At 58.7% G+C, this 17377-nt stretch carries 23 protein-coding genes and 2 tRNA genes; 14 read left to right on the top strand and 11 right to left on the bottom strand.

The genetic code is table 11. The features are described from left to right. The first annotated feature begins 27 nt into the window (after positions 1–27). Both DDF70_RS02310 and DDF70_RS02305 read left to right on the top strand, forming a co-directional pair. On the top strand, positions 28–957 hold the full coding sequence (locus tag DDF70_RS02310) for a class I SAM-dependent methyltransferase (protein WP_245435333.1): 930 nt from the start codon (positions 28–30) through the stop codon (positions 955–957). Continuing rightward, complete coding sequence (locus DDF70_RS02305) at positions 954–1703, top strand: pseudouridine synthase (RefSeq protein ID WP_114943221.1); 750 nt, start codon at positions 954–956, stop codon at positions 1701–1703. Before DDF70_RS02310 ends, DDF70_RS02305 begins: the two co-directional genes overlap by 4 nt. Positions 1704–1733: 30 nt before the next feature. Here DDF70_RS02305 and DDF70_RS02300 read toward each other — a convergent pair whose 3' ends face one another. Beyond that, complete coding sequence (locus DDF70_RS02300; RefSeq protein WP_114943220.1) at positions 1734–2153, bottom strand: nuclear transport factor 2 family protein; 420 nt, start codon at positions 2151–2153, stop codon at positions 1734–1736. 212 nt (positions 2154–2365) lie between these two features. Here DDF70_RS02300 and DDF70_RS02295 point away from each other — a divergent pair, with 212 nt between their 5' ends. From DDF70_RS02295 to DDF70_RS02275, 5 genes are all read left to right on the top strand, one after another. Next, positions 2366–2710 (top strand): hypothetical protein, encoded by a 345-nt coding sequence (locus DDF70_RS02295; RefSeq protein ID WP_162820188.1) that lies wholly within the window; start codon positions 2366–2368, stop codon positions 2708–2710. Between the two features lie 191 nt (positions 2711–2901). Continuing rightward, positions 2902–3582 (top strand): TerC family protein, encoded by a 681-nt coding sequence (locus tag DDF70_RS02290; protein WP_114943218.1) that lies wholly within the window; start codon positions 2902–2904, stop codon positions 3580–3582. Between the two features lie 261 nt (positions 3583–3843). Further along, positions 3844–3920, top strand: a tRNA-Arg gene (locus tag DDF70_RS02285). Between the two features lie 444 nt (positions 3921–4364). After that, complete coding sequence (locus DDF70_RS02280; RefSeq protein WP_114943217.1) at positions 4365–4601, top strand: hypothetical protein; 237 nt, start codon at positions 4365–4367, stop codon at positions 4599–4601. A 27-nt stretch (positions 4602–4628) separates the two neighbouring features. Then, positions 4629–4985 carry a Rap1a/Tai family immunity protein gene (locus DDF70_RS02275; RefSeq protein ID WP_114943216.1) on the top strand — a complete coding sequence of 119 codons (357 nt, stop codon included), beginning with the start codon at positions 4629–4631 and terminating at the stop codon, positions 4983–4985. Between the two features lie 73 nt (positions 4986–5058). On the opposite strand, the gene DDF70_RS02270 is transcribed toward DDF70_RS02275, so the two are convergent. Continuing rightward, positions 5059–6627, bottom strand: coding sequence for an AbiV family abortive infection protein (locus tag DDF70_RS02270; RefSeq protein WP_114943215.1), 1569 nt, complete (start codon positions 6625–6627; stop codon positions 5059–5061). 209 nt (positions 6628–6836) lie between these two features. Between DDF70_RS02270 and DDF70_RS02265 the strand changes: the two genes are divergently transcribed. Both DDF70_RS02265 and DDF70_RS02260 read left to right on the top strand, forming a co-directional pair. Continuing rightward, positions 6837–7388 carry a recombinase family protein gene (locus tag DDF70_RS02265; RefSeq protein WP_114943214.1) on the top strand — a complete coding sequence of 184 codons (552 nt, stop codon included), beginning with the start codon at positions 6837–6839 and terminating at the stop codon, positions 7386–7388. Positions 7389–7572: 184 nt separating this feature from the next. Further along, positions 7573–7989: a response regulator gene (locus DDF70_RS02260; protein WP_245435332.1), complete on the top strand. Its 417-nt coding sequence runs from the start codon at positions 7573–7575 to the stop codon at positions 7987–7989. Positions 7990–8017: 28 nt separating this feature from the next. On the opposite strand, the gene DDF70_RS39135 is transcribed toward DDF70_RS02260, so the two are convergent. From DDF70_RS39135 to DDF70_RS02230, 5 genes are all read right to left on the bottom strand, one after another. Further along, the gene (locus tag DDF70_RS39135; protein WP_425374044.1) at positions 8018–8200 is read right to left on the bottom strand and encodes a YegP family protein; all 183 of its coding nucleotides are present in this window, start codon (positions 8198–8200) and stop codon (positions 8018–8020) included. Between the two features lie 16 nt (positions 8201–8216). Further along, on the bottom strand, positions 8217–8612 hold the full coding sequence (locus DDF70_RS02250) for a hypothetical protein (protein ID WP_114943212.1): 396 nt from the start codon (positions 8610–8612) through the stop codon (positions 8217–8219). A 166-nt stretch (positions 8613–8778) separates the two neighbouring features. Further along, positions 8779–9216 carry a hypothetical protein gene (locus DDF70_RS02245; protein WP_114943211.1) on the bottom strand — a complete coding sequence of 146 codons (438 nt, stop codon included), beginning with the start codon at positions 9214–9216 and terminating at the stop codon, positions 8779–8781. Between the two features lie 59 nt (positions 9217–9275). Beyond that, positions 9276–9644: a hypothetical protein gene (locus DDF70_RS02240; protein WP_114943210.1), complete on the bottom strand. Its 369-nt coding sequence runs from the start codon at positions 9642–9644 to the stop codon at positions 9276–9278. A gap of 395 nt (positions 9645–10039) precedes the next feature. Further along, positions 10040–10408: a hypothetical protein gene (locus DDF70_RS02230; RefSeq protein WP_114943208.1), complete on the bottom strand. Its 369-nt coding sequence runs from the start codon at positions 10406–10408 to the stop codon at positions 10040–10042. A gap of 212 nt (positions 10409–10620) precedes the next feature. On the opposite strand from DDF70_RS02230, the gene DDF70_RS37405 reads away from it, so the two are divergent. The 4 genes from DDF70_RS37405 (at position 10621) to DDF70_RS36365 (ending at position 12794) form a co-directional block, all read left to right on the top strand. Then, positions 10621–11115: a helix-turn-helix domain-containing protein gene (locus DDF70_RS37405; RefSeq protein ID WP_205772381.1), complete on the top strand. Its 495-nt coding sequence runs from the start codon at positions 10621–10623 to the stop codon at positions 11113–11115. Between the two features lie 19 nt (positions 11116–11134). Then, positions 11135–11449: a helix-turn-helix domain-containing protein gene (locus DDF70_RS02220; RefSeq protein ID WP_114943207.1), complete on the top strand. Its 315-nt coding sequence runs from the start codon at positions 11135–11137 to the stop codon at positions 11447–11449. Between the two features lie 28 nt (positions 11450–11477). Beyond that, the gene (locus tag DDF70_RS02215) at positions 11478–12668 is read left to right on the top strand and encodes a tyrosine-type recombinase/integrase (protein ID WP_114943206.1); all 1191 of its coding nucleotides are present in this window, start codon (positions 11478–11480) and stop codon (positions 12666–12668) included. Continuing rightward, positions 12663–12794, top strand: a tRNA-Arg gene (locus DDF70_RS36365). Before DDF70_RS02215 ends, DDF70_RS36365 begins: the two co-directional genes overlap by 6 nt. Positions 12795–12879: 85 nt before the next feature. On the opposite strand, the gene DDF70_RS02205 is transcribed toward DDF70_RS36365, so the two are convergent. Continuing rightward, a complete protein-coding gene (locus DDF70_RS02205) occupies positions 12880–13374 on the bottom strand; it encodes a M41 family metallopeptidase (protein WP_162820187.1) in 495 nt (164 codons plus the stop codon). A 614-nt stretch (positions 13375–13988) separates the two neighbouring features. Here DDF70_RS02205 and DDF70_RS02195 point away from each other — a divergent pair. Then, the gene (locus DDF70_RS02195; protein WP_245435331.1) at positions 13989–14624 is read left to right on the top strand and encodes a helix-turn-helix domain-containing protein; all 636 of its coding nucleotides are present in this window, start codon (positions 13989–13991) and stop codon (positions 14622–14624) included. Positions 14625–14696: 72 nt separating this feature from the next. Here DDF70_RS02195 and DDF70_RS36360 read toward each other — a convergent pair whose 3' ends face one another. From DDF70_RS36360 to DDF70_RS02180, 3 genes are all read right to left on the bottom strand, one after another. Beyond that, on the bottom strand, positions 14697–15101 hold the full coding sequence (locus tag DDF70_RS36360) for a hypothetical protein (RefSeq protein ID WP_162820186.1): 405 nt from the start codon (positions 15099–15101) through the stop codon (positions 14697–14699). A 294-nt stretch (positions 15102–15395) separates the two neighbouring features. Then, positions 15396–16202 (bottom strand): alpha/beta hydrolase family protein, encoded by an 807-nt coding sequence (locus DDF70_RS02185; RefSeq protein ID WP_114943202.1) that lies wholly within the window; start codon positions 16200–16202, stop codon positions 15396–15398. Further along, positions 16186–17304 (bottom strand): DUF3182 family protein, encoded by a 1119-nt coding sequence (locus tag DDF70_RS02180; protein ID WP_245435330.1) that lies wholly within the window; start codon positions 17302–17304, stop codon positions 16186–16188. The genes DDF70_RS02185 and DDF70_RS02180 overlap by 17 nt, the downstream gene beginning before the upstream one ends. Between the last annotated feature and the right edge of the window lie 73 nt (positions 17305–17377).

Here is a 17377-nt window from a genome sequence, read left to right as displayed (position 1 = left end):
GGCATAATAAGAACGCCTGCGTTCAACGTGGGCTCAGTCACATTGCAGGATACGAAACCAAGCGGCGTCTACGGGACGCCAGCGGCCGAGCTGGCCGAGACCCCGGCAGGGGCCATTCAGTTCTCGCCCTTGATCCCCGGCTCCGAACCCCTGGAAGGGCTGGGGGAGGGGGCTCTCGGCACCATGGTCGTGCTGGCCCCACCTGGCACGGTGGAGCGGCGCTACACCATCGCCCTGGCCTTGCGGGCGCTCGCGCCCGGCGGGTCCCTGACGGTCCTCGCACCCAAGGACAAGGGCGGCTCGCGGATTGCCAAGGAGCTCAAGGCGTTCGGCTGCGAGGCCGCCGAATCCTCCCGCCGCCATCACCGCATCTGCACCTGTGTGCGGCCAGCCCTTCTCACCGGCCTGGATGAAGCCCTGATCGAGGGCGGCCCTCGTCTGGACGAAGCCCTGGGCCTCTGGACCTGGCCCGGCGTGTTCAGCTGGAACCGCGTCGATCCCGGGAGCGCCCTGCTGGAGCAGGACCTGCCCGCCTTGAGCGGTCGCGGGGCGGATTTCGGCTGCGGGATCGGCATTCTCGCCCGTGCGATTTTGGCCTCGCCCAAGGTCGAGCATCTCGCCATGATCGACATCGACCGCCGCGCCGTGGGCATGGCAGCGCGCAACATCGGCGACCCGCGGGCGGAGCCGCGCTGGGCCGACATCCGCAGCGGCACAGGATTGAAAGGGCTCGATTTCGTGGTGATGAATCCGCCTTTCCACGATGGCGGCGCCGAGGACCAGAGCTTGGGACAGGCGTTCATCCGCCGGGCCGCGGAGGCCCTTCGCTCAGGCGGCGTCCTCTGGCTCGTCGCCAACCGTCACTTGCCCTACGAGGCCGTGCTGAAGGGGCTGTTCAAGCGCGTGACGCCGAAGGTCGAAGCCAACGGATACAAGATCTACGAGGCCGTGAAATGAGCAAGGTCCCGACGCTCCGCCTCGATCGGCTCCTCGCCAATATGGGCTACGGCTCGCGCCGCGAAGTGCAGTCCTTGGTCAATGCAGGCCTCGTCACACTCGATGGGGCCGAGGTCGAGGATGCCGACCGGCGCATTGCGGTGACCCGCGACCTCTCGGAGAGGATGCGCATCCAGGGCAAGCCGCTCGATCCGCCTCCAGGCTTGGCCCTGATGCTGCATAAGCCGCTGGGTGTCACCTGCTCGCACAAGGAAGCAGGTCCCCTGGTCTATGGTCTGCTTCCGGACCGGTGGCGCCGGCGCGATCCGGCGATCTCGACCATCGGGCGGCTCGACAAGGATACGTCGGGCCTGCTGCTCATGACCGACGACGGCAACCTGCTGCACCGGATCATCTCTCCCCGCGCCAACATCTCCAAGCGCTACCGGGTCGATCTCGACCGTCCAATGCGGGGCGATGAGGCGGAGATCTTTGCGTCCGGGACGCTGATGCTCGAGAGCGAGGACAAGCCGCTTCTGCCAGCCCGGATGGAGGCAATCTCCGAGACCAGCGCCTACCTGACCCTGACGGAAGGCCGCTATCATCAGGTCAGGCGCATGTTCGCGGCTGTCGGCAACCATGTCGCGGCCCTGCATCGCGACCGGATCGGCGGCCTGGCCCTGCCGGAGGATCTCGGGCCGGGACAATACCGCCTGCTCGGCGAGGCCGATCTTGCCCTCCTCCTGCCACCTACAGCAGGAGCGTGATGCTTCGGATGAGGACTGTTGGTGTGCTACCTACGGCGTCGCGGCAGCGATGAGCCCGGCGGTGTCGTAATATTCCTCGAAATCGACCGCCTTGCCGTCCCGGAAGCGCCAGATGTCGACTTTCCGGGTGTCCGCCACCTTGCCCGTCCCCTTGTGGCGCCAGACGGCCCGCCCGATCACGGCCACCCGGTCGTCCTGGGCGATGAACTCGTTCATGCTGTGGGAGATCATCTCCCAGTCGCGCATGAGGTCTTCCAGATAGGCGCGCACGCCGGACTTGCTGCTCCGGCGCATGGTGAAGGGTACTTCCGGCGAGCCCTCTGCCAGCGAGCCTAGAGAGACATCGTCGGCAATGATGTCCATCCAGCATTCGCAATCGTTGCCTTTGGTGTCGACCCACCGGGCATAGGTTTCGCGGAGAATGGTAACGTTGTCGTCACGGGCTGCCATTGAGCTCTCCTATGGAAAGCGACCTTGAGCGATTTGCCCGAAAGGAATGGTGAAGCACGATCCGCCGCCTGCACAATGTCTATTTAGAGCGTCGGGTCTTACGTCAAAGCGGCGTCCGATGCTCCCGCTCAGGTTGCCCTGAGGCCATCGGCCGGGTTAGGGAGGGGAAGGTACGCCGCCTTGGAGCCCCTTTCGCTCGAATGGACAGAGCATTGGCCCGACCCCGCATTCTACTTCCCTTCGTGCAGGCACTGCTCGGGCTGATCCTGCTTGCGTGCCTCCCGGCTATCGACCATGCGAAATCCGAGGCCCCCTTCCTCCTCCAGCTCGAAAAAACCCTTTCTTTCTCCGGCCTGTCCGATGGCGGCGAGGGGGATGGGGAGGTCGATCCGGGTACGTGGAAGGATGGCGCGGGCGGCTCTGACGCTCTCGTCCCCTGGGGCACCGCCTCCCATGCGGGAAGCATGACGGGACAGGGCATCCGCCTCACGTCTCCGCAATCCGGCAACGCTGCTCTTCCGGGATCCCTGCGCGCGACGGGACCCCCGCACCTCTGAGCTCAGATCAACCCGGTCCGAAATGAAGTTTCGACTGCTGCGGGCCGGTCATGTCGCGCGCCGAAAACGGCGCCGCTCCTGTTTCTCGCGAACGATTTTGAGCCGCTGTGCCTGGCGTTGTCCGGCCATTGCCGGATTTTCAAGCAAGCTCCGGTCGCTGTTCGTCTCGAACGCCAATCAAGTTCCCCATTATGGAAGCCCTTTTCCCACAAATCCTCAAACTCCTCGGCATCATCTGGATCAACATCATCCTGTCCGGTGATAATGCCGTCGTCATTGCGCTGGCCTGCCGCGGCCTGCCGGAAGACAAGCGCCGGATCGGCATGATTCTCGGCGCCGGTGTGGCAGTCGGTCTGCGCATCATCTTCACGATCGTCGTTGCGGCGCTCCTGACGACGCCCTTCCTGAAAATCGTCGGTGGCCTTCTCCTGCTCTGGATTGCCGTGAAGCTTCTGCACGGCGATGACGACGAGGGCGGCGTGAAGGAAACCGACCGTCTCTGGCATGCGGTCTGGACGGTCGTGGTCGCCGATGCCGTCATGAGCCTCGACAATGTCCTGGCCATTGCGGCGGTGGCCCAGGATTCCACCGTTCTGCTGGCCGTCGGCCTTGCCATTTCCATTCCGCTCATCGTGGCGGGCGCCGCTCTCATCATGAAGCTCCTGGACCGGTTTCCCCTGCTCGTCTGGGCGGGAGCGGCCCTCCTGGGCTGGGTTGCCGGGGAGATGCTGATCTCCGATCCATGGCTGGTCGGGAAGCTCGGCCAGGAACTCAGCCATAAGGCGGAAATCCCCATCGCCATCGTCGGAGCCGCCCTGGTGCTCGCCATCGGCTACATCTCGCGGCAGCGGGCAGCGACGGATGGAGCTTAGAAGCCATAAGGCCCGTTCCTTCTGAACGTTAAGCGCCTACCCCGACCTCGGGGTCACAGCATCGGACCCAAAAGCGGACTCGCTTTTGGGTCCGATGTTTTTTCTCCTGGCTGGAGCATCGTTCGGATCCGCACGACGCTTGGGGATTGGGGCGAATGAGCCGCGACCGTCCCGACTGAGGATGGCCCCGATCTCCCTCATCGGCAGAGGTTGCCCTGACGTCCGTAATCGGGTAGGGAAGAAACAGGCCCAGCGCCTCAAGCACCCGTAGCTCAGCTGGATAGAGCGTTGCCCTCCGAAGGCAAAGGTCACACGTTCGAATCGTGTCGGGTGCGCCATCAAATTCTTAAGCCCCGTCAGTAACTTGGCGGGGTTTTTCGTTGGCTGGCACCTAGAACGTGCAGGGTACGAAATCGGCTGTATGCCCCTAAAATCCGGGCAATGGCTGCACGGACTTGGCAGAAAAGCTGGCAGTAATCGGCCTCGCGTTCTTGGGTTGTTCGAAAAATCACCTCAGCTTGTCCAGGCGCTGGCGTCGATACAAATGCCAAAGCTCGCCCCTTCTCGTGCCTGACCGTCTCAGCTAAGCTTGATCGGCATCGGTTATTTTGGGTCCAGTAATAGTGTCACTACAGCGTTGTCTTTGCATTGCCCTCGGTGCGCTATTGCCCACCGCAGTTCTGGCCCAACCAAACCTGTATCGCTGCACGATTCTGCAAAGTGCTCAGGTATCGGACGGCTATCTTCAGGATACGAACTGGACGAAGGGCCTTCGACAGAACATGGGCGAGATCGTCTTTGATCCAGTTCATTCTCGATTGATCTGGGGCAAGACCGCTCATGAGTTCCAGATCGTACAGCGGGCCAGTCCAAATAACTCGTTTGTCGCTGTAAGACTATATCAAGGGCTTGCAAGCTTTGTCGTTCAAACGCTCCATATCCAAACATGGAAGGAGGATATGCCATTCCTCTATCAGGACGTGACCGAAGTTTATTCGGGAACGTGCAGGGAGATGTAGCGTGTCAGCGGCTTCGGGAGACCGGCAATGAAGCTGGGTATGATGTTAGGGACCGTTGTAGCGGTAGTCACAGTGGCAACAAGCGTCCAGGCAATGAATACCACGGCGGCACTAGAGGGTTGCCCTCTGGTCGCACGTCTGGATGACACGTCGAAACAATGGACGAGCGAAAACTACATGGCGTTTGGGGCATGTGGGACGTTTGTGCGCGATATGATGTATTTTCAATCAGCCTTCGGCGTCTGTGTGCCGCGCGAGACAACACCGGCTCAGGTGGCGAGGGTTCTTCTCAAATTCTTGAACGATCATCCTGAGCGCCATCATGAGGAAGTTCGACTCCTCGCGATTGACGCACTTCGCCAAGTCTGGGCTTGTAAGCAGTAGACGGCACTGGATGCGAAACCATCGGAAAGCAATTGTCGCTGACCAATCTGGCCCGTTGGCCGTAGCGTACATTTCACTCAGTCGTTGTTTCCACCGATGCCGCCTCACTTTGCTCTGCCATTCTTCGAGCCGCCTTGATAATCAGTAGATCGCAGAGCACTTTGAGCATGGCGACATGCTCCATTGTTAAGCCCGCTGCATCGCCATTCACGCGCGCATCCAGAAACCGGCTCGGCAGGTCAAATAGTTCAGCGCGATTTTCGTCGTGAATAATTTCTGAGAAAGTCCGGTTTAACTGCTCGGATAGATCTGCTCGTTCACCCTCCCATCTTTCGAAGTAGCTCAGACCCGCTACTAGGCATGAAGCGAACGACGCGCCTGCGTCAACCACGAACGGAAGGTGCATATCTGTCTTGCTGATGAAGATTATGCCACCAGCATACGGCCCGAAGACGCGATTTCTGTCCTCGCCACTCATTCCCATCATCAGCGCGAGGGATGCTGCTCCATTCGCAATATGACGCTCTGAGAGAGGGGTAGATCCCCAGGCAACTGATAATGATGGCGAACGCTTGACCTCTATTCTCAGACCCTCATTTTGCTCGAGGTCCACGATGCTTTCATAAAACCGATCAGGTTCATTCGGAGCGTACCACCAAAAGTAACCCAATGATCCGATGCCCAGAGACAATGCTACAGATTTGGCAATTCCTGAAGCCGCGTCAGCCACATTGCCCATCGAGACGAGTCTCCCAAGAGTGATATCAACGAGAAGTTCGCCCTTGTTCTTACCGGCTGGTATCAGCTTAATCATATTGGAAGCTGCGTTCCATGTGTTCAGCGCCTTCGGGCGAATTGTGTGAGATGGGGAATGAAGCCTGACCCGCACCCTCCACTTCGGCAACTCGGCCTCATCGTTGGATGGCGCAGCCCGGGCTAGTTCCCGTCTAAGGATCTCCTGAGCCTCGTCATTGGCTCTGTCGAACTCCGATCTAAGCCACTTGATCCACTCTTTCATATGCCCTTTCAAATCAGAAAGGCGGTCGAGCGATTGCGAACTGAAAATGAGGCGAGACTTCTCAGGGTCTATGGCAGCATCAACAAACCATATGGCATCATCATCAGGCTGAGCGGCTTTACTCCAATCACGGCAACGTTCCATGCCAAGGCGTGCCGTGGCCAATTCAATTAGATCCTGAGCCTGCTTGTGAGTGATAGCTTGCTTAGGCGGGACCAGTTCCTCTGTGTCAGTAGGAACGTACAGCCCTGCAAGTCGATTCCCATGAATTGACTTGGCCAAAGAACGAGCAGTTTCGAAGTGCTCTTTAGATGTAAACTGCTGATTTATTCCGGTCGCCCATATGGCCCAAAAGAGCTTCGCCTCATGGGCGTCCAGACGCTTATCTATCCACGAACTGTCGTACTTATTACGTCCAGCCATTCGAGCGCCGAGAAGCCCAGCCTTTCCAATCTCCTCTAAGGCTAAGGTCGCGAAGTGATACGCCAGATTCGGTAAGTCATCTCCATCCAGCAGCCGCCTCGCTGCCCGCAGGAGATCATCAGCATGATCGAGGCACATCTCAATCATCCGGACTTCAGCGCAGTCATTTGATGGCATATCAGCGCAGTCATTTGATGGCATATGGGCAACCTAATGAAGGGACTAAGGACAACATTCTAACGCGAGAACGAATCTGGAAAGCCTCCGAAGCATAACAGTTGAGTATGCTTCCGGTTACGTTTCGGATGTTACATCCAAAGCCTATCTGAAGCGTAACAATAGGGTTGACAGAAAGGTTTTGTTACAGCAGGGTATGAGGGTCAATCCTATTGTGACAGGAACAGCCCACAATGGCCCGGATCGGATATTGTCGCGTATCTCACACGTCTCAGGACTATGCGTCCCAAGAGGCGCGGCTGCGGGAGGCAGGCTGTTCAATCGTCCGTGCCGAGAAGGTGAGCGGGAAAACCCGCGAAGGTCGAGACGAATTGGCGTCGATCTTGGAGTTTATCCGTCCTGGCGACGAATTGGTTTGTCTCCGTCTCGACAGGCTCGGGCGCAGCACTCGCGATGTTCTCAATCTCGTCCATGAGCTTGAGGCCAAGGGGGCGGCACTCACGGTGTTGGAACCGGCTTTCAGTACGAAGGACGCGGCAGGATCGCTCCTTGCCACAGTTCTTGGAATGGTGGCCGAGATGGAGCGCCGATTCCTGCTGGATCGGCAGAAAATCGGAATTGAGGAGGCTCGTAAACGGGGCGTATACAAGGGCAGAAAGCCTTCCGTGCCCACCGAGCAGGTTCGGGAGATGCGGGCCGCTGGACACGGCCCCAGCGCAATTGCAAAGGCACTTGGCATTAGCCGGATGAGTGTCCACCGCGCCCTGCAAGGAGCGCAGGCATGAAGTGGTGCCATGCAACCGTCCGATTCCGGTATCGGAAAGCTGGCTCAAATGGAGCATGGACCAGCAGTCGGTGGGCCGGAAATGTGATCCAGCAGTCTGAACCGCTCGCAATGCAAGCGATCAGGAAACTCAAGCCATCGTGCGATGTTGAATTGGTCGAAATCCAATGGCGGTGAGTGACTTCATGACTGAGCCTGATCCCATGCCCGGCTCCCAGCCTGAAAAGCCGCTCGTGCTGATTTGCGAAGATGAAGTTCTGGTCAGAATGCTGATTTCGGATCTCCTTCAAGATGGTGGCTTCAAAGTCATCGAGGCAAAGAACGTCGCGGAAGCCCTGCGCGTTTTGGAGGCGCGGCCCGACATTCAAGTGCTCTTCACGGATGTCGAGATGCCACCGGGGCCGAATGGTTACGAACTGGCCCAGCAGGTTTGTGAGCGGTGGCCATATATCCAGATCATCATTTCTTCGGGACGGGCACTTCCTGTCGCGGGTGATATGCCTGATTGCGCCGTGTTCCTGCGGAAGCCTTGGACGGCAGCAAGTCTTACCCAGCATGTTCAGGAGGCCGCAGATCGAGCGATGAAGCCCACTGCAAAGTAGTTGGTCTCTCGTGATTTGAGATCCAGATCTAGTTGCCCGGCGTTTGATCGGCTCGGCGCTGAAAAACCTTTGCGGTGCTTGAACTCGCCACAAGGCGAATGGCGTGACGGCAATCATCCTTGACTGCGTAGCCTTCACCTGAATTTGCCAGCTTCTTGTGGTTCGGAGCATAAAGCGTCCACCGCCATTGCCCGCGTGCGTCGAGATACATGACGAAGTACATGGGCTCACCGCGACACATATGAAACAGCCAATTTCGCCTTCGCCATCGCCTCGTCGGCCTCGCCCCCAAGTTTGGAGGTCTCAGTACGCAGTTTTGCGGCACGGGCGTATTCGGACGCAATACGGGCACGGGTGAGTTTGTTTTCCAAATCCTTCGCCTCCTTCTCTGGCGGGTTTGACAAAGTGTTCCAGTCCAAACCAGCCCCAAGGAGGTTGAAGTCCCCGTCAAACAGATCGAGGTCTTCGTCCTTAATGCCGTACATGATGCCGAGAAAATGCTCTCGGTCTTCAACCGGCGGGGAGCGTTCAAGGCTTCGGCAAATGTCTCGAAACAACTCTTTGGAAATGTCCCGCGTGATGCGTTCGGGGCAGAGGTAAGGGGCAATTTCTTTCATACGCATTGGAAACTCACTGTTGAAGGTTTGAACTAGGTTTGTAGGCATAGCTTCGCTTTGCGGGTCGCCGTTGCGTCCCGGTCGCGATCTCTCGTAATGTCTGACGAACCACTCCCGCGCGATGGTAAAAGGCTGATGATGCGCCTCATCGGCGCGGGAGGACGGTCGGTCGTTAGTCGCGCAGGAAGTCGAGCGACCAGATCATCTCTTGGGCGTCCGACGATGGATGCTGGCCCTTGAGCGCGTAGCCAGCGAAGACGTGTGGATCATCGACCAAAGCAAGCTTGTAAGATCCGCTTCGAACGATGCCGTTCCAGATTCCACCACGCTCCCCCGGAAACAGGCGAGCGAACGGGATCAGGTGTTGCCGGTCTGTAACGCGCCACAGGCTATGAACGTGGATGTGACCTGTTTTAAGCCCTTCGAAAACAAAGACGGCCAGCGTGCGCTCATCCCGTGGTTTCTCGTTGTAACGGCACCCGAGCAGTTTCCGGTCCACCTTGCGGTGGATCAGCCTCAGGTGCTTCTTAGCGACAGACAGGACGGCGTTTCGGTTCCAACTCAATGTCAGGGCATGGGTGAAGCCGAGATCCCTGTAATGCTCTACCATCGCTTGCTTCCAACTCTCGCGGAATGGAGGTTGGACAGTGGCAGCGCAGCCATTCGCAGTCATAGCGGCACCGCCTGCAACCAGTCACTCGCAGCCGTCATAGCCTGCGCGGTATCTGCGACTAGGTTAGTATCGTCGGCGTAATAGGTTTCGATGACAACGTGGGTCGCCCACGGCTGCATCAGATTGCCGTTGAGCCAGACCGCACGAAAAGCCAAGGACCAGCCTTGAGCCGCGTGTTCGATCACATAGCGATACGTGGTTGCCGCACTAGGCACGCCGTAGCGATTTCCGACGTGGCGAGCGGATATGTAAGCTCCCTCGACGTTCCAGTCGCGTTGATCGTTGTCTGGCGCTAAATATTCATGCGCGAGCTTCTGGATAATGAGGTTATTGGCAGCCTCAATTGCTGAAAAGTTTGTAGTCATTTCAAATTCCAATGTATATGGCAATGGGTTCGTGCATGAACTCCGCCTACATTATTTATCATGTAGGCTCAGATGGTTGGACATACACTTGCAGTTACATACTACGCGATGCGTAATATGGGTCTTGTAAAGTCAAAGCAGGATTACAGTAGGCGCTGGCTTGGTCGGGGTCGCACCTACCTGCGTGACTTTGAGTTTCGCGCCGGTCGGGATGCAGTGCGGGTGCCGATGAAGACGGTCACGAGACTGCGAGCCCGGCTGCGCGTGGTAGCGGATCGGGTGCCAGCGAGTATCCGCACCGAAATCGAAGGCATCATTGATGCTATCGACCGAAGCGTTGCTGTGGCTGATCTGCTCTCGCGACGGACGTGAGACGATCCGGCGCAAAGCCAGGGTTACTCCTCCTCATCTTCATCGAAGAAGGAGTTCCACATGGCGACTGCCCGTGAACCCGTCTGAGAGGTGGAGAACTCGACCTCAAGCGAGAAACCACCCAGAAAGAAGTCGGGAGCGTAGTGGTAAGCCACAGCCTCCAAGCCATGTTTCTGCAAGGTTTCAACGGTCGCCTTCCAGCCCTCTGGGTCTCCTGCCTGCCCTCGGGCAGAGGTCACATGCAGATCCGGATCAAACGTCTTGCCTGATCTCTCCCAATCGGAGGCGCTGAGCGCATTTGGCATGAGGGCAACGAGTTCTCGTTCCTGAGATGCGGCCCCGCCCTGGATGCTCTTCTGTCGTGCTTGGTTTGTTGTCAGTTGCTGCTTCAACGCAATCTCCTTCGATAAAGCGAGTTGAATACGGGATAGGAATGCCGACACGGCATCTTCTGACGCCGTCTGTGCATTATGCTTAACCCGCAGCAATGAACAGTGTCAATTACGAAATGCCATGCAAGCGCGAAAAAGTGCCGTGTCGGCATTTTTCATTTGCTCTTGATCCGAGGTGGCTGTACAGAAGCGCCGAACGGAGAGAACCGCCGATGACACCTGAACAATTTCGCTCTTGGCGAAAATCACATGGCCTAACCCAAGGCGAAGCAGCCAACGCTCTGGGCTTGGGCAAACGCACCGTGGCAACGTACGAGGGTGACGGGATTATCCCGAAGCACGTTGCACTTGCCTGTGCTGCTCTCTCGCACTTCAAAGGAAGCGGCACTCAAGCGCATACGGTCGATGTTGAGGGGCTTGTAAAGCAGCAGCATCCCGAGCTTGGAATTGGCGAGACGGCCATCATCTTGCCTATTGAGATCGGCAGAGGCCGCACGTATGCGGAACTGTTCAGCTTGCCGGAAGACTTACTGGCCCTCTGTCTCAGTGACGAAGCGCGTCACTGGATGGAGGATCATGCTCCGTCCGCGAAGTTCTCACTTGTTCGAATTGAAACATCTGCCGGTGAGCGTGAAGTTGCTGTCGTCTCATTCAGCAACTTGGCGGAGGCTGTCCACTTCAAATTGAGGTGGCAAGGATCAAACTGAAAACCTGCCGAGCTTTAGAATGATTTTTCATCCATCAATTTTTTGTGCCGATTTCGGGCAGCAGTACACGATTAAGGAAGTTTCAGAGCGAATGAAGTGCTCTGAAGGCCATGTTGTCGCGCTCTACGAAGATGGCGACCTTGAGGGCATCGACATTGCCCGTAGTGGAGCAAAGCACCGGGAACTCCGATTCTCGGAAGAGGCACTGGATGCCTTTGCGGAGCGTAGGAAAGGGCAGGGAACCTTAACTGCGCCGACTCCCACGGTTAAGCCCGCGAGAGCCTGTAAAGGGTCAAGCGGGGCCGAAGACTACGATTCATGGTACGATAATTGAAAGGGGTAGGACGGTGGGAGTGAGGCGAATGCCTGGAACCGAGATCTATGAGTATCGGTTCCAAGTCGGTAGTCGGCGTTACCGCGCATCTACGGGGGTAACTTCGGAACGTGAGGCTCTGAGGATCGAGCGGGCAGCCAAGGAGGCTGCCAAGCGCGAGCAAATTCTGCATGGGAAGCAGCCGTCCGGGCAAGGAATGGCTCTCAAGAGCGCGGTGGGCAAGTACCTCCATATCCAAGCCCAGAAGAGCCATATCAATCAAGCCACGTTCAACGTTGAGGTGGAGGCATTCAAGTGGATTGTGGCGACCATCGGGCCTGACGTGCTGATGAGCGACCTTGATACTGAAATGGTTGCAAGGATGGTAGCCGAGAAGGGTAAGAGGGGTCGGACCAACTCCCAGGGCAAGGTCTTGCTTGACGCGGACGGTAAGCCGCAGCCTCTAAGCAATTCATATGTCAACCGTTATACGTGGCGGCTTCTCAAGCGCGTCTACCTTGCGGCTCGTGATGAGTGGGGCGTGCCAGTAAAGCCGATCAAGTGGTCTTCCGACCGAATTTTCCTTGCAGAGAACTCAGCCCGAAAGCGGGAGATTAAGTTTGAAGAGGAGCATCAGATCATCGCGGATAAGAACTTCCGTGAGGGATATGGCAGTGCCTTTAAGTTCAATCTGCTTGCAGGGATGCGAAAGGAGAACTTCACCAATTTGCAATGGTCGCAGATCGACTTCGGACACCGGGAGATCCACTTCAACATGAAGGGCCGGAAAGGCCGGAAGAGCCATACAATCAAGATTGACGATGAGATGCTGGCTATCCTCGTTGCTGAGCGAGGTAAGCATCCTGTTTACGTCTTCACCTACATTTGTCAGCGGACCCGCAAAAATCCGAAGACCGGGGTGGAGGAGGTCAAGGGCGAACGCCGACCTATCACCTATTCGGGTTTCACATCATGGTATCGTAAACTCGTCGGGAGGCTGGGGTTTGACGTAACCATTCACGACATCCGCCGCACGACTGGCTCGCGGATCGTTCGTTCCACTGGCAATCTGAAAGCTGCAAGTGGGCATCTTGGTCACAGCGACATCACGATTACAGCTAAGCACTATGCCCATATCCAAACGGATGAAATGCTCGCGATTCTGAACAAAAGGAACGACGGAACCAAGGACGCGAAAGAGGCCCTAACCAAGTTGTTCGATGCAGGCGGCGTTGCATAGAGTTGGCAGAAAGGTGGCAGGGGAGCACCACTGTCGGGAAAATGCGTCGTAAATCAGGAGGATAAGGGAAGGAGCGTTGCCCTCCGAAGGCAAAGGTCACACGTTCGAATCGTGTCGGGTGCGCCATTTCCGTACAAAACTGGCACCACCGGCCTAGCGGCTTCCTTCTCCTTCGCGACAACATCGATAATAGGAGCCTTGGGGCCGCGGATCACAATCGGCGCGACAGCAGGGCGTCGGCCACGCCGAGGATGGCATCCCGGTTCGCCGGGATCAGAGCCTCGGTTTGGCCCATGAGCCGTTGCAGGTCGGTCTCGACAGTGCGAGCCAAGTTCGCGTCCATCATGAGCATGCCCGTGGGGTCCTGGTGCAACATACGGTATGACAGCATCGCCCCAAGCCCATATGAGGCATGCAGCGCCGCCACGAGCCGCGTGGCCTCTTTCGGGTCGTTGACAGCTCCAGCGTTGGCGCCCCGGCCGAGGACGGTATCGGCGGCATAGCCGGCGAAGCCGAGCCGGGTCGAGCTGGGGGCGGTTCCCGATGCCTTGATCGTTGTGCCAACAACCGCGATACCTAAGCGGCAGGCGATCAGGGCGTGACCGGCCTCATGGACGGCGATGGCACAGAGCAGCTCGGGGCTGCGTGGATCATTGGGGGCGGCTTGGACAAGAAGATCCTCAAGGGTCATCCCACGCCCAGCCAAGCGCGCCTGCTGTCGCGCAGCGCGGATCCACCTCACCGCTACAGCGCCTGCGCAGGATGCCCATCAGGCTCTGCTCGTCCGGAGGCACGATCTCGAAGGTGCGGTCAATCGGCCCGAGAAGCGCAGCGTCAACTCTCTTCAAATGATTGGTGGCAGCGAGCAGCACAACGCCAGCCTTTGGGACCCGCGACTTATCGAGTCTGAGGAGCAGATGTGTCACCGCCGGCTGCCAAAAGTCAGCTCCTCTCTGTGACATCGTCGCGTCGCCTGGAACGTTCGGTATTCAGAACAAGCGCTGAAAGTGTCACGTTGAGCTGAAACGGAAGAAAATACAGCGGGCTGGGACCGCGCTCACTGCTAAGTCTCCGTTATATTGACAAAGAGTTCTTTATAACGGCATATATGTTTGATTTAGTGAACTCTAGAGTGCGGGTCATGGCTGCGACGGCAGAAATCATCGATCTTAATGAAGTTCGGCGCCAGCGTCAGAAGGCAACGCAGCCAATGTCCCCGGTGCCCGCCGTTGTGCCTGGGACCTGGGTTGCAGTATGGTTCTTCTTACCCGTCTGGGTTGGGAATGCTTGGCCCATGCAGCGGTAAGACGAGGTGTCGCCGTGAGAGATGTGCCCAAGGATCATCTCACCGGTGTTGCTTATGAAACCGAGGGCGATCTGGAAAATGAGGCCCAGGAGCTTGCTGAGATTGTCAGCAGCAATCTCAAACGACTGCGGCGCTCGCGTGGTCACTCCCTGGAGCGCCTTGCGAACCTGGCTGGCGTCAGCCGGGCCATGCTGAGCCAGATCGAGCTGGGGCGAAGCGTCCCGACGATTTCATTGTTGTGGAAGGTGGCGCGGGCGCTCAACGTCCCATTTTCGGCGCTGACAAGCCCGAGTACGGGCAACGGCACGGTTGTCATGCGCTCGAAGGCTGCCAAGATCCTCACGTCAGCGGACGGGAGTTTCACCTCAAGGGCGTTGTTTCCTTTTGAAGCGGAACGGCGCGTCGAATTTTACAAGCTCACCCTTGCCGCGCAGTCGCAGGAAAACGCCGTTGCCCATGCGGCGGGCACCATCGAGAACCTCGCCGTCGTCATCGGGGATGTAGAAATCGAGATCAATGGCTCCGTTTACAGTCTCCACGCGGACGACTCGATCATCTTTCAGGCCGACGTACCGCACATCTATCGCAATCCCGGGCACGTGATGGCGATCATGTACCTGGTGATGTCTTACGTGGAGACGGTCGGGTAGTTCGACCCGCCCGTCCCGCGCCGGCAGTGCCGCATCCTGCGGGCGGCACCGCCTTTCGAAGGGCGACCTTGCTCAGGCGCTCTTCTTCATCGGCTTGGTCTGCGAACCCATGGCCGAGCTCATCCCGACGAGCATCATGCCGCCGCACATCATCATGCAGGGCATGCCCATCTCCATCATCCGCATCATGTTCTCGCAGCACATCTTGAACATGTCTGCGGACATGCCTTCCATCGGCATCATGGTGCAGGTCATGGAACCGTCGGCGGCCATGTCACAGGACATGCGGCACATCATGCCGGGCATCATCCCGCTCATCTGCATGGGGGACATCATGCCCCCCATCATTGGCATCATCCCGCCCATCGGCATCTGGGGCATCATTCCACCCATCATGGGCATCTGCATCTGAGGCATCATATTCGGCATCATGCCGCCCATCATCGGCATCATACCCGGCATCATGTTGCCCATCATGGGCATTGCGGCTGAACTGGTCATCTGTCCATCTCTCATCTGCTTGTCAGAAACTCGCCAGCGTTTCCGCTGCGTCGAAGAAAAGGATGAGCCTGGCAGGGTCTCACAGCAACGCATCCCAACGACGAGGCCGCTTCTTTCCTCCAATTTATTGGAGGTCAGGCCAATTGTTCGAACAAACGGCCGTTTTATTGGACGTGCCTCAGCTTTAGTGGACACCCGTGCGGGACACTGAACCAGCCTGCCAAACCCAGGTACGTCCTGATTTTGCCGAAATGCACGCGGGGCTCAGGATCATGCGGCCGTTGGAGGCTCCCGGCGTGGTGCGGGCTGGAGATGGGTGCGCACCCCGGGTGCTTCACCTTCCTCCCGGGCTCCCAGCACCATCTCGGTGGCCCAGTTGAGCAGCAGGGAGGTGTAGGCCTGCTGCCACGCCTCATCAGAGAGGGCGTGATCGGCTCCTTCGATCACCCGGTAGGTCAGCGAGTGCGCCCCCTTGAGCGCGGCCAGATAGTTCTCGATCACCGGGTGCGGGATGATGTCATCGTGCTCGGACTCCACCACCAGCACGTCACCCCTGAACGCTGCGCAGGCGGCTAGGGCCCGGTTCTGGTCGGGCGTGACCCGGCCCCGGCGGTAGTCAGCCAAGCCATACTTCTTCAGCTGCTGCTTCGGCAGCGGCCAATCCTCATCCCGGTAGAGCGCCGGCACGCGCAAGCCGAGCCAGCGCACTGGCCGCAAGGAGCTCAAGATCGCAGCCAGGTAGCCGCCATAGCTGCTGCCCACGACCGCGATGGCGTCTTTGTCGACAGCTTGATGGCTGACCAGGGTGTCGTAGGCCGCCAGCGCATCCCCCAAGTTGTCCTCGCGGGTCACGGTCTCCTTCTGCTCTTCGGTTTCGGCGTGCCCTCGCAGATCAACAGTGAGGCAAACACAGCCCAAGGCGGCGATCTCACGGGCCCGGGCCAGGTACTGCTCCTGGCTGCCGCCCCAGCCATGCAAAAACAGCACCCCGGGAACGACCGTGGCCGGTGTGACCAGGGTCCCTGAAATCCGCTGATCGTCGACGGAAATGTCGATCCGGTCATCGCGTGTCGTCATGCGCCCTCACCAATGTGTACTTGGTCAACCATCCGACATGCTCGTCCACACCACGAAAGTACACGGTCGCGTGGGGTGGCGGTGCCTGGCTCTCACCGTAGACCTCGAAGGTCGAAGTGTGGACCACCTGCAAGCCAGGATCGGCCCGGAAGGCCTCAAGGGCTGCGATCTCGGCGCCCGTTGCTCCTCCAATGCGCCAGGACTGTTCCAGAACCCCCGAGCGCCACTGCCCGCGAGCGTTCGTCCCCTGAGCCACGTCATAGTTGCGCCGCGAGGCAAACAGCCCCGGGAAGACGCTTGTCGCGGCATCGTAGGTTCGGGCCTGCTCCACGGCAGTGCAGATGCTCTCGGAAAGAGGCAATCGGACAAGCGCGTCGAAGTCGCCGCGCGCCACCACGAGGTCGGACCCGCCATAGACCTCTGCCCCGGTGCGGTCGGTCGTCAGCCGCTGGCTGCCGTAATACGTGGCTGTGAGATCCGCCACCCGCACCTGACCGACGCTGTAGGTGGTCACGGCCGCGAGGTTCTCCTCCAAGACCAGCCCAGCATCGGCGCGTTCAGCCGCATCGACGCCGGCAAGAGCCTCCGCAAGCTCAGTCAGGCTGCGGATCACTCTCTGACCCCGTCCAGCTGTCGCGTGGACCGGCTTGAGGCGAATTGGCCCGTGCTCCAGAAGTCGTTCACCGGCAGCATAGGCTTGCTCTGCCGTAAAGACCGAGTACCCCTCCAAGACGGCGCTTTGTACTTGGCAAGCGAATTGGTCGGACCAGCCCTGCGGGGCATAGGCGCCCGGCTCGACGAGGGGATGGGTGATGGCCTTCGTCGCGACGAAGGGATACGGCACGACACCGCCGAACAGATCGTGCTCCCCTGTGATTCCAACCCGGGCTGCCTCAAGTCCAACCAATGTGTTGCCAGGGACGAAATAGACCCGACCGGGATAACGGGCAGAGGGGTCGTATTCGCCCGCATAGTCAAACCCCGTCAGGGTAGCCAATCGCTGAGCGACGCCTGCCCGCGTGATCCGCTCATGAGGATCTGCGAACTCGCTCCCGTGAGGCGAGTATTCGACCACTACGCCATGCGCCAAGTGAAGTCCCATGCGAAACCGTTCGTAACCCATCAGAGTGAACGGCAATGCCGTTGCGGAAACCAAACACCGGAGCGGCCAAGAG

The sequence above is a fragment of the Microvirga calopogonii genome (genome assembly GCF_003347665.1).
Taxonomy (GTDB): domain Bacteria; phylum Pseudomonadota; class Alphaproteobacteria; order Rhizobiales; family Beijerinckiaceae; genus Microvirga; species Microvirga calopogonii.
Note: the sequence above shows the minus strand (reverse complement) of the source record. Positions and strands in the feature narration are given on the sequence as shown.